Source organism: Pradoshia sp. Z5_111, assembly GCF_058267535.1.
The window spans coordinates 172,055-187,820 of sequence record NZ_JBZCPQ010000002.1 but is presented as its reverse complement, the minus strand read 5'-3'; the positions used below and the strand labels follow the sequence as shown (position 1 = coordinate 187,820).

The window sequence follows — 15,766 nt, the reverse complement described above, 5'->3', positions numbered from 1 at the left end:
ATTATAACTATTTCTAAAAGATTTTCAAAGATAACCTGAGAATTTATGTGATTAGGGAGAAGTATCAGTATTCATATTTTTTGCCAAGTTCATTTGTTTAATCATAAATTCTCTTTGTAATAGTAGTATTGATTTTTGTAATATTTGTAATACACATCGAGCGAATGTTATAATATGGAAAAATAGTAGGGGTCATTTGATGAATTTAAACAAGGTTCGTAAGAGTTATTTTGATCTGGACTTATTGTTAATTATTTTTGTTTTTATGGGCATCAGCTGTTTCTATATTTATAGTGCACAGAAGTATCTTCCGTATGGAAATCCATTTGCAATAAAGCAGGCCATTTATTTTTGTATAGGACTAATCCTGACATCGGTTGTTTACTATTTTGATTCAAGCCAGATTAAGAGAATGTCTACCTATCTATATCTTTTCGGGGTCAGTATATTAGCTTTCCTTTTAGTCGCTCCTGAAAGTATTGCGGAGGAAACGAAGGGGGCAAAATCCTGGTTTCAACTACCTGGTTTCTCTGTGCAGCCTTCAGAGTTTATGAAGGTATTTCTCATTCTTTTTTTGGCGAAAATCATAGTCTCCCATAATGATAAATTTATAAGAAATAAATCTCTTAAATCTGATTTCATCTTATTGCTGAAATTAGGATTGGCTGCAATTCCGCCTCTTGGATTGATTCTTTTGCAGCCTGATGCAGGTACGGCTATGGTAATCGCAGCTATTTTAATAGGTATGATTTTTGTGTCCGGAGTGAATTGGAGAATCATTTTCACCTTGATTTTAACAGGGATTTCTGCCGTGGGTACGCTGGCTTACATCTATCTTTATCATACAAAACTATTACTAAGCTTTTTAGGAGAATATCAAATAAATCGGATACACGCCTGGGTTGATCCATTTAATTTTAGTGAAGGCTATCAGCTTAAAAATTCCATACTTGCCATTGGATCAGGAATGGATTCGGGTAGAGGTTTTAACAATGGCGTTATGTATGTTCCGGAAGCTCACTCGGATTTTATTTTTACCGTAATTGGAGAAGAGGGGGGCTTTATCGTTGCCAGTATGGTCATTGCCCTTTACTTCATGATGATTTATAAAATAATTGCAATTGCCACATTAAATAAGGGACAATATGAACGGTATATCTGCATAGGCATCGTTTCTATGCTCACCTTCCATATCTTTGAGAATATAGGTATGGTCATGGGACTTGTTCCGATTACTGGCATCCCTTTGCCATTGCTAAGCTATGGAGGGAGTTCTGTATTGGGAACTCTTCTTGCTTTAAGTATTGTGCTAAATATATCTGCAAAGACAAAGACCTATATGTTTTCTAAATAATAATTGTCAATCCTCTCTGTTGTGAGAGGATTTTTTCGTAATCAGACATCTGGGTGCCATATAGATTGATTCATTTATAAAAATAAATAGTATAAGAGTTCGTCCTGGAATTATTTGACTGTTAAATAAATGGATAGTAAAATGTTCTTAAAAAAGAACGATATTATAATTAATAAATAATATTAAGTATTCAGACCATTAATCCTTATTCGAGACTTAATTACATCAATTATATGCAAATTTTTTTTAATGTCATTGTTCTTAAAAACGAACGTTTAAGGAGGACTTTATGTATCGTAAAAATTGCTATATCTGCCATCGAGCTTCTTATAGCAGCTGTGAAATGGGTGAATGGCTATGTCCTTCCTGTGGGAATGATTTAACCAAACAACAGGTGTTAAGGGCCGTAGAGTATTCACAAAATAAACAAATCTATTATGAAAAATATCAGAGGGAAAAGGACAAATTTCATTTGTTTTCGACATGAATATGTCTTACAACTTGGATATATCAGTCTTTTTACCTATATTTGTAGAAAAATGAAGGAAAATATACCTAATAAAATGTTGAAAATTACAAATAGTGGCAATAAAATAGTTGGTAAGCAATTATAATTGTGAAGAGCTGTCAGTAAAGGGCAAACTTATTGAAAAATAAGGACGCAAAGTCACAGATCTAAGGTATTCATATTACTATGATGGCTGGACTGCCTGAAATACAGAGGAGTATTTTAGGGGGGAAATATAATTGATGTGTACCGTTAAAGCTGAATTGGATCAAGAGTGGGTAAATCTTATATTGATCGCCCGACAAATGGGATTTACCAAAGAGGAAATTAGGAACTTTATAGAGAGAGAAGGAAAAGCAGAGGAATGAGGAAGAATATATAAAAAATACCTCGGTTTCAGTTGATGGTCGGGGTATTTATTTTGTTTTCAATAACAAGAAAAAACACTTACTGCTATATAAGTGTTTTTGGGAAACAAATATTCATTTTAAATTCCTATTCATCATCTTTTTTAATACGCCATTTATTAAATTCAATAAACTCTCTAAACTGATCTTTGGATACCCCTGAATTCATTGCTTCTTTTATTATTTCTGCCCAGTCCTCATCAAGGTTGGTCATGTCCGGTTCATCGTGTAAGAGAGCATCAAGCGGGATATTTAGTACAGCTGCTAATTTTTCAAGGAATTGAATGGAGGGATTTACCTGTATATTTCTCTCGAGTGAACTTAAATAGGACTTTGCTACTCCCGCCTTCTCCGCTAGCTCCGTCATAGACATCTTTTTCTCTTTTCTAATTCTTTTAACACGATCACCAATCATATTTGATTCCCTTTCCGGATAAAAGATTACAAATTATGTAAACATTACCTTAGCTGATAAAATTATTATAATAGTTAGAACCTTCACATTCAATTGCTTTTTCTAAATGAATTTGAAAACAGGTTGCCAAATACCTTGCAGATGCTAGATTTTCGTTGCAGAATAAATTAATTACATGTATCATGTGAATTATTTTCCAGAATGATTTGTCCTTCGATTTGAAATGTACAATGTTCAATCTGATGATTGTTCTTTAACCAATTCTGTAATTGAATAAGAATTTCATCACGGTCCACTTTTTTCTCCACGACAACATGGCAGCTCAGGGCAGGAAAACCTGATGTGATCGTCCAAATATGTAAATCATGCACATCCAGAACGCCCTCTATACTCATTAAACTTTTTCTAACCTGCTCGATTTGGATCCCGGTCGGAGTCCCCTCCATTAGGATATGATAAGAGTCCTTCAATACACGCCATCCACTAATTAAGACAAGAGTAGCTACGATCATGCTGGCAATCGGATCTGCCAACTTCCAGCCGAACAGAATGATTAAGATTCCGGCAATGATTGCGCCGACTGATCCAAGTAAATCCCCTAATACATGAAGGAAGGCACCTCGCATATTCAGATTTTCCTCTGTATCACCTCTCATCAAGATCCAGGCAACTGCTAAATTGACGATCAATCCAATTAAAGCAATCCAAAGCATATTGGAGCTAACCTCTGGCGGCACTCTAAAACGCTCAATTGCTTCCCAATAGATAAATAAGGAAATAATGATTAAAGTCATGCCGTTTATAAATGCAGCTAATATTTCGAAGCGCTTATAGCCATAGGTTTTGGAGTAATCAGCAGCTCTTTCTGAAATTTTAAAGGCAAATAAGCTTAATCCCAAAGCAGCAGCGTCACTGAGCATATGTCCAGCATCGGAAAGAAGAGCAAGACTGTTGGTCCAAATTCCTCCAATTACTTCCACAATCATGAAGGCGAATATTAAACTAAAGCTAATTGCCAGAGCTTTTTTATTCGCATTATGATGATGATGGTGATGATGGCCTTCGCTTCCGTGACTATGATTATGCCCATGGTGATGTTTATGATGATCAGTCATTGTAAACTCCTCCAATCCCAGGATTTATACTATGTTTATAAGCCTGTTTCTTTCTGTTTATTATTTAAACGTATTAAATCTATACTATATGTTATGCCCCCTCTTTATTGAATATCTATCATGAAATAAATACCTGATTTATTTTCAGCAAATGGTTTCATTTTATTTTCGGTTTATTTGGAGTATTTTTTAGTCGAAAAAAATTATTTAAATATTTTATTTTAAAATACTACCTAAGTATAAATCATAATGATTGCTATGTTCTTTAGCTTTTTTTCCTAAATGGCAGATTTAAGGGGTCTCAATTAATCCTGAAGATAGCGATTGAATCTATCATCTTTCAAATGAAACAAAGGGGTTATGAATGTTTCGGAAGGTATGCAGTTGATTATCAATTTTGTCACAAGTGTTACGAAGAGTTCGGAAGCTGCCTCTGAAATAGCCGGAAATGGAAATGATTATTTATGAATCGATGAAAAAGATATGGACATTGAATCAAACCAAACATTGGAGATTATCCACAGATTAAGTGACTATACTCAGGATACTGGTGAAATCGTTGCCTCATCTAAAATATAACTAAACGGACGGAGATATGGCTAAAGCTGTTCAAAAGTTTATAGATCTACTCATATAAAGTGAAAGGATCCTCTGGTCGATATAGACCTGAAGATCCTTTTTGAATAGTTTATCCACAGGGGGAAATTTGCTTTCTTTATTAAATATTAAGAATAAAATGTGATTACCGTGTATAAGTGTGTGGACAACTTGGCTTATCCACAGGCTGTTAAAGTTCTATTCCATTCTCTTTCATTTCTAAAACAGTCAAAATGAACATGGCGTGTGACCAAGTAAGCGGTAATACCCAGGCAGGTCGGCCTGTAATTTTGTCAATTTGCTCTGCTAACAGATCTAAATCAGTGGCATGATCGACAACCCATTTAAATAATTTCTTTGCTTCAAGCTGTTTATTAATACGAATATAATAAATCGCGAGCCAGAGTGTCGATATGATCCATGGGTCACCACTAATATAGATATCCCCCGGGAAGCGCTCGATACCGCCAATAATTTTGGAGCGGCACAGGCGGTCAATGGTAGCTGCAGTTTGTTTCATTTTTGGATCATTGGCATCAATCATATTGAAGGGTACCTGAAGGCCAAGTAAACAGATATCGATGACATCATCCCTGACCTGACGATAGATTGGATACCCCTTGGCATCATATTCCTTTGAAACATCCTTGCCCTGAGCTTTCTTATTTAAGTAGGCTGGTTCATCCAGTCTTAAATGAAATGCACGGAAAAAAGCTTCGTTTGTCTCATTGTAGCCAATCTGCATGATGGTCTTTTTTATAGCTGCTGCAGTATTTCTATAAAGAATAGCTTTTTCGGGATGACCTAATTTTTCAGCCCATTCAGCAGAACCTAACAGGCCTCCATATACTGCGGCGGCTGAATAAAAGTGTTCAGCTTCTCTTTTTTCCCATATATCCATGCTAGGAAGAGGAAGATGGGTGATGGGGTCGATAAACTTCGTAAGGAAGTCCGCCCCTTTCTCCATGACTGGCCACATTTCAACTACAAAATCCTCGTCACCGGTAATTTCATAGAATTGATGGAGTCCCCACAGAATGGAGCCCGTTTCATCAATTTGCAACCCCCAGGCAGGAGCTAAATGACCGTCTAAATAGTGGCGCTGATCCCATTTTCCTTCCTCATCCTGAAGAGTTCTGGCAAATCGGTAAAACTCTTTAACCTGTCTGTGATAGCCTGCACGAGCGTATGCAGTTGCGGTATAGGCTGCATCACGGCCCCAACAATAGGAATATCCACCTGAAAAGGCATATTCCTCATCTACCTCAGGAGCAGCAATGAAACCGCCATTTTTATTGTTCATTAAATGGAACATAAGTAAAGAACGCTCATAAATTTTCTTTGTTCGTTCATCTATAATTTCAACTGGCTTCGCTTGATCCAAATATTCATACCAATAGTGCAAGGTCTCCTTGAAATGCTCGTCAAAGGGAATCTCTTTTACATCCTTTAAGATATCAATTGCTCCTTGAGAGCCGTTGCCTGCTGCAATATAAAGCGTAATGGATTTTTCCTCGTTGGGATCGAGAGAAAGCGGATCATATTCAATTCCACATGATGATTTATTGGCAATTCTTTTCCCCCTAAGAATACCGTCATTTAGCTCCTTAAATGTAGCTCCACATTGAAATTTCTTAACGTTATGAGTGGAGCCAACTGCAAATCCATACTCCCTATGATAATGGGTAAAGCTATCGATATCTTCCTCAAACCTAACAGTTTGGTAGCGCCTTTTTTCATCAATCATAAAATCACTGTAAACTACGAAACTTATATTTTGCGGACGATCTGATAGATTTTTAAAGGTAAAGTGCCGAACAAAGACATCTTTTTTGGGTAACACAAAATCGAGCTGTCTAATAGACAAGCCAGAACCGCCGAGTGTGGAAATCGTTTCTAAAATATTCGTGCGGTTCATATAGGCTTGTTTGTGATTCCATACATTCTCATGAAGGAAGAAGGTCTTTACCGAACCTTCAATGCCGCGAATACCTGTATAAAATAGATTTAGATGCTGGGGAAAATCGATATTTGGCCATGTGATTCTTTGCGCCTGCCCATCTTTTGTTAAAGATACCAGCATGCTTGAATTACCAATGATTGCTTCTGTAATATACGGTTTTTTTTCCAACAAAATCCCCCTCAACGTTGAAACAGTACATTTGTTTTATCCCTTCACTGATCCTGATGTCAAACCGGATACTATTTTTCTTTGGAAAATCAACACCAATATAACAATTGGAATGGTGACGATGACAGTTGCTGCCGTTATATCACCCCAAGGAATGGTGTAATCACTTTGGTAAAGGGATATACCTACTGGTACAGTTCGTGCTGCTTCTTTTGAATTAATGGTTAAAGCAAATAAATATTCATTCCAAGCTGCGATAAATACAAGGATGGCCGTCGTAAATACGCCGGGTGCAGCCAATGGGAAAATGATTCTTCTAAAGGTTTGAAATGGTGTAGCACCATCCATCTTCGCTGATTCCTCAAGATCCTTTGGTATTTTCTGAAAGAACGTGGATAATAGCCAAATAGCCAAAGGTAAGCTGAATGTAATATAGGGAATCACCAACCCTGTATACGTATTACGTAAATTGAAGTCGGTTACAAAGTTATAGATTGGTGAAATAATAGCGATATGCGGAAACATAGATGATGCGAGTATTACAGCAAATATAATACCCTTTCCTTTAATCGGTAAACGTGTTAACGCATAAGCTGCAAATGATGCAAACGTGATGGCGATTACGGTCGTAACGGTAGAAACGATTAAACTATTTTTCATGTAACTGAGCAGGGGCCTTGAAGTTAAAGCAGATTTATATGAATCTAGAGATGGATTCTTGGACCACCATTTATACGAGGCAAAAATTTCACCCGGTTCTTTTAAGGATGTAAGAAAGACCCAGAGAAATGGGAACATGATAACAAAGATAAAAAGAGCAATCGACACATAGAAAAGTATGGTTTTTACAGGCTTCTTCATTTAATTTTCCCCCTTTCCGTTTATGCGGTCTCCAAATAGGTCAGAACCTATGAATTTAATGTAAATCAGGCTGATAATCGCCACTGAAACAAACACAATCATCGAGAGGACGGAGCCTTCGCCGAAATTTTGTTGAGCGAATAAGGTTTTATATGCATATATGGTAATCACTTCTGTTGAATTTGCAGGTCCGCCGCCTGTTAAGACGAAAATGAGGTCAAATACTCTGAACGCATCAAGTGTACGGAAGAGCAGGGCAACAAGAATGCTGGATTTTAATAAAGGTAGTGTTATTCTGCGGAATTGGTACCACTTGCTTGCTCCATCGACTGAAGCAGCTTCATAAACATCCTTGGGGATGGTCTGCAAGCCCGCTAACAATAACAAAGCCATATAGGGTGTTGTTTTCCATATATCCGTTAGAATAACAGACGCCATCGCTCCGGCACCTGTGCTTAATAAATCCCCGGCGTTTGAAATAATATGAAGCTCTTCGAACAAGTGGGCGATAATGCCTGATTGCCCATCATAGAGGAACATCCACATCATCGCTGATACAGCGGTAGGGATCGCCCAGGGAATTAATACAACTGCTCTAACCGCACCTCTGCCAAAGAACGCTCGATTAATTAATAAGGCAATGGCTAATCCAATCACCAATTCAAAAAAGACTGTAATAACTGTGAAAATCATCGTATTGGATAACGATTTCCACATGCGTGCATCAGATAGGTATTTACTGTAGTTACCTAACCCAACAAAGTTTTCCTTCAAAATAGAATCAGAGACAGAAGCAGATAAAGCAGCTGTATCCTTTGCAAGTTCTGACTGCTCTCCCTCGATCGCTTTCAATTCACCACTGATGGATTTTAAATCAGCTTTATAGGCTTCTGCTGTATCCTCATTAATGGAGGCATATTTTTCATCTTTCTCCTTAATAGGTTCAAAGTTGGCAACCTTTTTCTCTACATATTCATATTGCTTTTCGATATCGGATTCATTTAAAAGTTTTTGATGATTTTTTTCAATGAGTTCTGCCCATTGGCTGGATTTATCGCTATTCAATTCTTCTAGATTTTTTTGTAGGTAATAATAATCAGTGGCATACCGTTCAAGGTCAACTTGAGAAGATAGCATTCGTATGGATTTCTCTGGAGTATTCAATCGATAATCAAACATACTGTTCCAAAAAGACATGGCAATTGGATAGAGAACAACAATTCCAATTAGTATAAGAGAAGGGATAATCATGGCATATCCTAATTGTCGTTCGGATAGCGAAAATTTCTTTTTCATATCATTACTCCTTTCAGGATGGACTTCAAAAGCTAAAAAATAGGAGACAAGCTTTTGTGCCCATCTCCCTCCCATAGCCGTTCCTATTAGGCTAAGTTATCTATTCCTTCAATGCAGCCTTCATTTTCGATTCCATATTTTCAATGGCTTCATCAACTGTAATATCCTTTGTTAATGCTTTAGAAATTTCGATTTGCAAAATATCCGATATTTCCTGGTAATTTGGAGTAACCGGCCTAGGTACAGCGTTTTCTAGTGTTTCAACAAAAGACTGTTCTTTGAAAACAGGAGCCGCATCCTGTACTTCCTTATCCTCATATAAAGCTTTTATGGTTGGAGCACGTCCGCCTTCGGTTGCAGAGATTTTTTGTCCTTCTTCCCCAGTCATGAATTTCACAAATTCCCATGATTCTTTTGGATGATCAGTATAGCGGTTAATCATGGCCATATAGCCTCCGAGTGTCGAAGCTGAGCCTGAATCACCAGCAGGTAAGGAGGTAAAGGCAAAGTTGCCAGCTACCTTTGAGGTACTTTTATCAGCAGCTGTTTTTTCCATATAGGGCCAGTTGCGTGCGAATACAGTTTGGCCTTCCTTAAAGGCAGATTCAGTTTCCGTTTCGGTAAAAGTTAAAATGTTATTTGGCATGAAATCTGCGTTTGCAATTTCAACCATTTTACTAAGTCCTTTTTTGGCTTCTGGACTGTTAATGACGACTTCATTGTTTTCATCGATGATTTTGCCGCCGTAGGAGGCAATGAATTCCATGGCGTTCACAACAATACCTTCATATTGCTTTGCTTGGAAGACAAAGCCTGAGCTTGTGCCTTCTTTCCCGTTTCCTTCTTTAGCCATTTCTATCAACTCATCCCATGTTTTTGGGGGTTCGCTAACCAAATCTGTTCGATAATAAAGAATACCGGCATCTGAGTATTTTGGCAGAGCCCATTGCTTGCCTTCAAATTTCCCGGCTTCAACTGGACCGGGGAAGTAGTCTTCGAGATTTATTTTATCCTGATCGATGAAGCGGTCTAATTCCATCGCGTAGTTAGCTTGGGCGAACTCTGCCGGCCAAACAACATCTGCATCAAATACATCGATTTCAGCACTTTTACTACTGAATGCGGTTACATATTGATCGTGCTGTTGAGTAGAACTATTCGGCATTTCCTGATAGTTTACCTTAATATTCGGATGTTTTTTCTCGAATGCTTCTATCAGTTTTTCTGTACTGCCTGTCGTATCGACTCCTCTGGCATATGTAATTTCAACTGTTTTTTCTTTTGAATCGTTCTCATCATTAGAGGTTTCTTCGGCATCCGAACATGCTGTTAAGGCAATCCCTAAGAAAGCAGCAGAAGAGATGGATAACCATTTTTTAAGTTTCATATTTTCCCTCCTATATTAATGAATACTTGCTTCTTTATAAATTCCTTTAGATTTGGTTAACGAAACCTAATTTTGGATAAAATTTCATACATGATCCTAAAGGCCTATGGACACATTTGAGTCAGAGGGGTGTCAAATGGAAGGCCAGTCAGCGATTAACTTAGTATCCTGCTGGATTAATCACATGAAATGTAATATATTTGTAGCTGAATAGAATTGCTGGAAAATAGCTGCGTGATTCCAGAGGAAGCAGGTGAGACCTCAGATGAAGATTTTAATAGCTCTTTTAGCTCCAGGTTTATTAGTTGTGCTCTTTTCAAGAGTGACATATAGCTGCATAGTCGGTTTATGTTTAACAGTTGCCCTAATCGCCGCATCAGCGTATAAAGGCTATACATCATCCTGGCCTCTGATTATAATTGACGCATTTTCATTAACGGCCGGGTATTGGTATTCTCAGCGGATGATCAAAAGAACACCTAAAAGTGCATAAACAACAGACTGAGTCTTCCATATTATTGAGGAAGACTCTTTTATTTTTTGGCAGGATGGGCATAAATGATATTATTAAAGTTAAAAAAGGGAATGTTTGTTCGCTTTTTATTGGTTTGTTTATAGATGATTGTGGTAAAATATTGTTATCAAATAAAACGAGATTTGAGATGAAAATGATGAAAGGGGCTTTTGTGTGAGTAAACAATTTGAATTGGTTTCCAAGTATACTCCTCAAGGAGACCAGCCAACTGCAATTAAAGAGCTAGTGAATGGAATTAATAATGGCGTTAAGCATCAAACGCTTCTTGGCGCTACTGGAACCGGAAAAACATTCACGATTTCAAACGTGATAAAAGAGATTAATAAGCCCACCCTTATCATTGCTCATAATAAAACGCTTGCTGGACAGCTGTACAGTGAATTTAAAGAGTTCTTCCCGAATAATGCAGTCGAGTATTTTGTCAGTTACTATGACTACTATCAGCCTGAAGCATATGTACCTCAGACTGATACCTTTATAGAGAAGGACGCCAGTATTAATGATGAGATAGATAAACTGCGCCACTCTGCGACATCTGCATTATTTGAGCGGAAGGATGTCATTATTATTGCCAGTGTATCCTGTATTTATGGCTTGGGTTCTCCAGAAGAATACGGGGAAATGGTTTTATCCATTCGAGTTGGCATGGAAATGGAGCGGAACCAGCTATTACGTAAATTGGTCGACATTCAATATGAACGAAATGATATTAACTTTCAACGCGGAGCATTTCGAGTTCGAGGAGATGTAGTTGAGATTTTTCCAGTCTCAAAGGATGAACACTGTGTACGTGTTGAATTTTTCGGCGATGAAGTGGAACGGATCAGAGAGGTGGATGCGCTGACTGGGGAAATTATCGGCGAAAGAGATCATGTAGCTATCTTCCCTGCATCCCACTTCGTTACAAGAGAAGAAAAGATGAAGATTGCCATTCAAAATATTGAAACGGAATTGGAAGAGCAGCTCACCTTTTTAAGAGGTGAAGGAAAGCTTCTCGAAGCACAGCGGTTGGAGCAAAGAACCCGTTACGATCTTGAAATGATGAGAGAAATGGGCTTTTGTTCAGGGATCGAGAACTATTCCCGACACCTGACCTTAAGACCGCCGGGCTCTACCCCCTATACCCTTATCGATTATTTCCCTAAAGACTTTTTAATGGTGATAGATGAATCCCATGTTACAGTCCCGCAGGTTCGCGGTATGTATAATGGAGACCGCGCCCGGAAAGAGGTACTTGTCAATCATGGTTTCCGTTTGCCGTCTGCAATGGATAATAGGCCTTTGCAATTTCAGGAGTTTGAAGAACATGTCAACCAGATTGTTTATGTGTCTGCTACACCGGGGCCTTATGAACAGGAGCATTCACCGGAAATGGTTGAACAGATTATCCGTCCAACGGGACTGCTGGACCCAACTATTGATGTTCGTCCGATTGAAGGTCAAATTGATGACTTGTTAGGGGAAATCAACGAGAGAATCTCAAGGGATGAGCGTGTCCTGATCACTACACTGACCAAGAAAATGTCTGAGGATTTAACGGATTATCTAAAAGAACTGGGCATCAAGGTTCAGTATTTGCACTCTGAGATTAAAACACTTGAACGAATCGAAATTATCAGAGATCTGCGTCTTGGAAAATATGATGTGTTGATTGGAATAAATTTACTGCGTGAAGGAATTGATATTCCGGAGGTCTCACTCGTAGCCATTCTTGATGCGGATAAAGAAGGATTCCTTCGTTCAGAACGGTCTCTTATTCAAACGGTCGGCCGTGCTGCCCGTAATTCGAACGGTCACGTTATTATGTATGCAGATAAAATAACGAATTCAATGGAAATAGCGATTTCTGAGACTAAACGGCGCCGTGCGATCCAGGAAGAATATAACAGGAAACACGGAATCGTTCCTAAGACGATCCAGAAGGATATCCGTGATATTATTCGAGCCACTCATATAACGGAAGATAATGAAGAAGAAAAAGCAGCAAATAAATACGAGAAGCTTTCCAAGAAAGAGCGTCAAAAAGTAATTGCAAATATGGAAAAAGAAATGAAGGAAGCAGCCAAAGCGCTTGATTTTGAACGTGCTGCCGAACTTAGAGATTTAATTTTAGAGTTAAAAGTGGAAGGATGAACATAGGATGGCACTTGATAAAATTGTAATTAAAGGGGCCAGGACCAATAATCTTAAGGATATTGATGTGACAATCCCCCGGGATAAGCTGGTTGTACTAACGGGTTTATCCGGTTCCGGAAAGTCCTCCCTGGCTTTTGACACAATATATGCGGAGGGACAGCGCCGCTATGTGGAATCTCTTTCCGCATATGCCCGGCAGTTCCTCGGCCAAATGGATAAACCGGATGTTGATTTGATTGAAGGGCTGTCTCCAGCGATATCAATTGACCAAAAGACGACAAGCCGCAATCCTCGTTCAACCGTTGCGACAGTGACAGAGATTTATGATTATATGCGTTTATTGTATGCCAGAGTCGGTAAACCGGTCTGTCCTGTGCATGGGATTGAAATTACATCTCAAACGATTGAGCAAATGGTAGACAGAATCATGTCCTATCCAGAACGCACAAAAATGCAGATTCTGTCTCCTGTCGTAACAGGCAGAAAAGGTACCCACGTCAAAATGCTTGAAGATATTAAAAAGCAAGGGTATGTCCGTGTCCGTGTAAACGGAGAAATGTATGATTTGGATGATGATATTAATCTGGATAAAAATAAAAAGCATACGATTGAAGTGGTCATCGACCGGGTTGTCGTGAAAGAAGGAATTAACGCTCGTCTAGCTGATTCCCTTGAGTCTGCACTTCGTCTGGGTGATGGTAAAGTTATCATTGATGTAATAGGCGAGGAAGAGTTGCTTTTCAGTGAGCATCATGCCTGTCCGTATTGTGGATTTTCAATTGGGGAATTGGAACCTCGGATGTTCTCGTTCAACAGTCCGTTTGGAGCCTGCCCAACATGTGATGGACTGGGCTTTAAAGTAAAAGTTGACCGGGCTGCCGTCATTCCTGACCCGGAATTAACATTAAGGGAGCATGCAATCGCTCCATGGGAACCTACCAGTTCTCAGTATTATCCTAAATTGCTTGAGTGTGTGTGCAATCATTATGGTATAGATATGGATGTTCCAGTCTCTCAACTACCGGAAAGCCAGCTTGATAAAATTCTTTATGGCTCGGATGGGGAGAAAATCTATTTCCGTTACGAGAATGATTTCGGGCAAATACGGGAAAACAGAGTGGAATTTGAAGGCGTATTGGCTAATGTAGAACGCCGGTTTAAAGAAACAAGTTCAGATTATACACGTGATCAAATGGAAAAATATATGGCCGAGCAGGCATGTCCAACCTGTAAAGGCTATCGCCTGAAGAAGGAAACGATGGCGGTATTAATAGCAGGACAGCATATTGGCGAGATTACGGCCCTCTCTATTAAAGATGCTAACGATTTCTTTGAAAATTTGAATCTATCCGAGAAAGATATGAGTATCGGCCGTCTGATATTTAGGGAAATCAAAGAAAGACTGGGCTTTTTGAATAATGTTGGCTTGGAGTATCTGACATTAAACCGAGCAGCCGGAACACTTTCAGGAGGAGAAGCACAGCGAATCAGATTGGCTACTCAAATCGGCTCGCGCTTAACAGGTGTTTTATACATTTTGGATGAACCTTCAATTGGTCTTCATCAACGTGATAATGATCGATTGATTGCGACGCTGAAAAGTATGCGTGACATCGGGAATACGCTTATTGTGGTAGAGCACGATGAGGATACGATGCTGGCTGCAGATTATTTAATTGATGTCGGTCCTGGAGCAGGAGCGCACGGCGGTGAGATTGTCTCAGCAGGTACGCCTGAGGAAGTGATGGCAGATTCTAATTCTTTAACGGGCCAATATTTATCGGGGAAAAAATTTATTCCTTTGCCACAGGAACGCAGAAAGGGCGATGGACGATTAATCCAGATTAAAGGTGCTAAAGAGAATAATCTCAAAAATGTAAATGTATCTTTTCCGCTTGGAACATTTGTAGCCGTTACAGGAGTATCCGGATCAGGTAAAAGTACATTAGTGAATGAAATTCTCCATAAATCTTTAGCTCAAAAGCTGCACAGGGCGAAAGCGAGACCGGGAAACCACCGCGAGATAAAAGGTGTGGAGGAACTGGAGAAAGTGATTGATATTGACCAATCACCAATCGGTCGTACGCCGCGTTCCAATCCGGCAACCTATACAGGTGTATTTGATGATATCAGGGATGTGTTTGCTTCCACAAATGAAGCGAAGGTCCGTGGATATAAGAAAGGCCGTTTCAGCTTCAATATTAAAGGTGGTCGCTGTGAAGCATGCCGTGGAGATGGAATCATCCGAATAGAAATGCATTTCCTGCCGGATGTCTATGTTCCATGTGAGGTTTGTCATGGAAAACGGTATAATCGGGAAACATTGGAAGTAACCTATAAAGGGAAGAATATTTCTGATATTTTAGATATGACAGTAGAAGAAGCACTTCAGTTCTTTGAAAATCATCCCAAAATTAAACGGAAGATCCAAACCATTTATGATGTTGGACTTGGATATATTAAGATGGGGCAGCCTGCCACAACACTATCCGGTGGAGAAGCACAGAGGGTGAAGCTGGCGAGTGAATTACACCGTCGCTCCAATGGCCGCTCACTCTATATTTTGGATGAGCCGACAACAGGACTTCATGTTGATGATATCTCGCGTCTCTTGGAAGTATTGCAGCGCCTGGTTGATAATGGCGACACAGTGCTTGTCATTGAGCATAATTTAGATGTCATTAAAGCAGCTGATTATTTAATTGATTTAGGTCCTGAAGGTGGAGAAAAAGGAGGAACCATTTTGGCTACCGGTACACCAGAGGTCATAGCGGAGACACCTGAATCTTATACAGGGAAATATTTGAAGCCAGTTCTAGAACGTGATCGGGACCGTATGAATAATAAAATCAAGGAAAAGCAAGCCGCCAGATAAAACGGCTTGCTTTTTATCCATATCCGGCATATTTGCATTAGAGAACTTACACATACGTTTGCCCGTGCACTCTTAGAAACCTCTTATATTAACCATTTCTGGCCAGAGTATAATCGAAAAGTTAACATTTTCCAATTGTTGTAAGGTAT

The 15,766-nt window shown here is 39.1% G+C and carries 12 protein-coding genes and 1 riboswitch; of the genes, 6 read left to right on the top strand and 6 right to left on the bottom strand.

Going from position 1 to position 15,766, the window contains the following annotated elements:
* The first annotated feature begins 199 nt into the window (after positions 1–199).
* From AC4D4A_RS05240 to AC4D4A_RS05230, 3 genes are all read left to right on the top strand, one after another.
* Positions 200–1,354: an FtsW/RodA/SpoVE family cell cycle protein gene (locus tag AC4D4A_RS05240; protein ID WP_490994916.1), complete on the top strand. Its 1,155-nt coding sequence runs from the start codon at positions 200–202 to the stop codon at positions 1,352–1,354.
* A 289-nt stretch (positions 1,355–1,643) separates the two neighbouring features.
* The gene (locus AC4D4A_RS05235) at positions 1,644–1,841 is read left to right on the top strand and encodes a hypothetical protein (RefSeq protein WP_490994915.1); all 198 of its coding nucleotides are present in this window, start codon (positions 1,644–1,646) and stop codon (positions 1,839–1,841) included.
* 139 nt (positions 1,842–1,980) lie between these two features.
* Positions 1,981–2,068, top strand: a riboswitch (cyclic di-GMP riboswitch).
* A gap of 36 nt (positions 2,069–2,104) precedes the next feature.
* Positions 2,105–2,230 carry an anti-repressor SinI family protein gene (locus AC4D4A_RS05230; protein ID WP_490995201.1) on the top strand — a complete coding sequence of 42 codons (126 nt, stop codon included), beginning with the start codon at positions 2,105–2,107 and terminating at the stop codon, positions 2,228–2,230.
* A 127-nt stretch (positions 2,231–2,357) separates the two neighbouring features.
* Here the strand turns inward: AC4D4A_RS05230 and AC4D4A_RS05225 are convergent, their stop codons facing one another.
* From AC4D4A_RS05225 to AC4D4A_RS05200, 6 genes are all read right to left on the bottom strand, one after another.
* Entirely contained in the window at positions 2,358–2,684 is a 327-nt protein-coding gene (locus tag AC4D4A_RS05225; protein WP_490994914.1) for a helix-turn-helix domain-containing protein, read from the bottom strand.
* Between the two features lie 167 nt (positions 2,685–2,851).
* The gene (locus AC4D4A_RS05220; protein WP_490994913.1) at positions 2,852–3,799 is read right to left on the bottom strand and encodes a cation diffusion facilitator family transporter; all 948 of its coding nucleotides are present in this window, start codon (positions 3,797–3,799) and stop codon (positions 2,852–2,854) included.
* Between the two features lie 787 nt (positions 3,800–4,586).
* Positions 4,587–6,527, bottom strand: coding sequence for a glycoside hydrolase family 15 protein (locus tag AC4D4A_RS05215; protein ID WP_490994912.1), 1,941 nt, complete (start codon positions 6,525–6,527; stop codon positions 4,587–4,589).
* A gap of 36 nt (positions 6,528–6,563) precedes the next feature.
* Positions 6,564–7,388 carry a carbohydrate ABC transporter permease gene (locus tag AC4D4A_RS05210; protein ID WP_066106115.1) on the bottom strand — a complete coding sequence of 275 codons (825 nt, stop codon included), beginning with the start codon at positions 7,386–7,388 and terminating at the stop codon, positions 6,564–6,566.
* Entirely contained in the window at positions 7,389–8,684 is a 1,296-nt protein-coding gene (locus AC4D4A_RS05205) for a carbohydrate ABC transporter permease (RefSeq protein ID WP_490994911.1), read from the bottom strand.
* Between the two features lie 100 nt (positions 8,685–8,784).
* Entirely contained in the window at positions 8,785–10,071 is a 1,287-nt protein-coding gene (locus tag AC4D4A_RS05200) for an ABC transporter substrate-binding protein (protein WP_490994910.1), read from the bottom strand.
* Positions 10,072–10,336: 265 nt separating this feature from the next.
* On the opposite strand from AC4D4A_RS05200, the gene AC4D4A_RS05195 reads away from it, so the two are divergent.
* From AC4D4A_RS05195 to uvrA, 3 genes are all read left to right on the top strand, one after another.
* Positions 10,337–10,564 (top strand): CsbA family protein, encoded by a 228-nt coding sequence (locus AC4D4A_RS05195; protein ID WP_066106119.1) that lies wholly within the window; start codon positions 10,337–10,339, stop codon positions 10,562–10,564.
* A gap of 195 nt (positions 10,565–10,759) precedes the next feature.
* Positions 10,760–12,739: an excinuclease ABC subunit UvrB gene (gene uvrB / locus AC4D4A_RS05190; protein WP_490994909.1), complete on the top strand. Its 1,980-nt coding sequence runs from the start codon at positions 10,760–10,762 to the stop codon at positions 12,737–12,739.
* Between the two features lie 7 nt (positions 12,740–12,746).
* Positions 12,747–15,617 (top strand): excinuclease ABC subunit UvrA, encoded by a 2,871-nt coding sequence (uvrA, locus tag AC4D4A_RS05185; RefSeq protein WP_490994908.1) that lies wholly within the window; start codon positions 12,747–12,749, stop codon positions 15,615–15,617.
* The last annotated feature ends 149 nt before the right edge of the window (positions 15,618–15,766 follow it).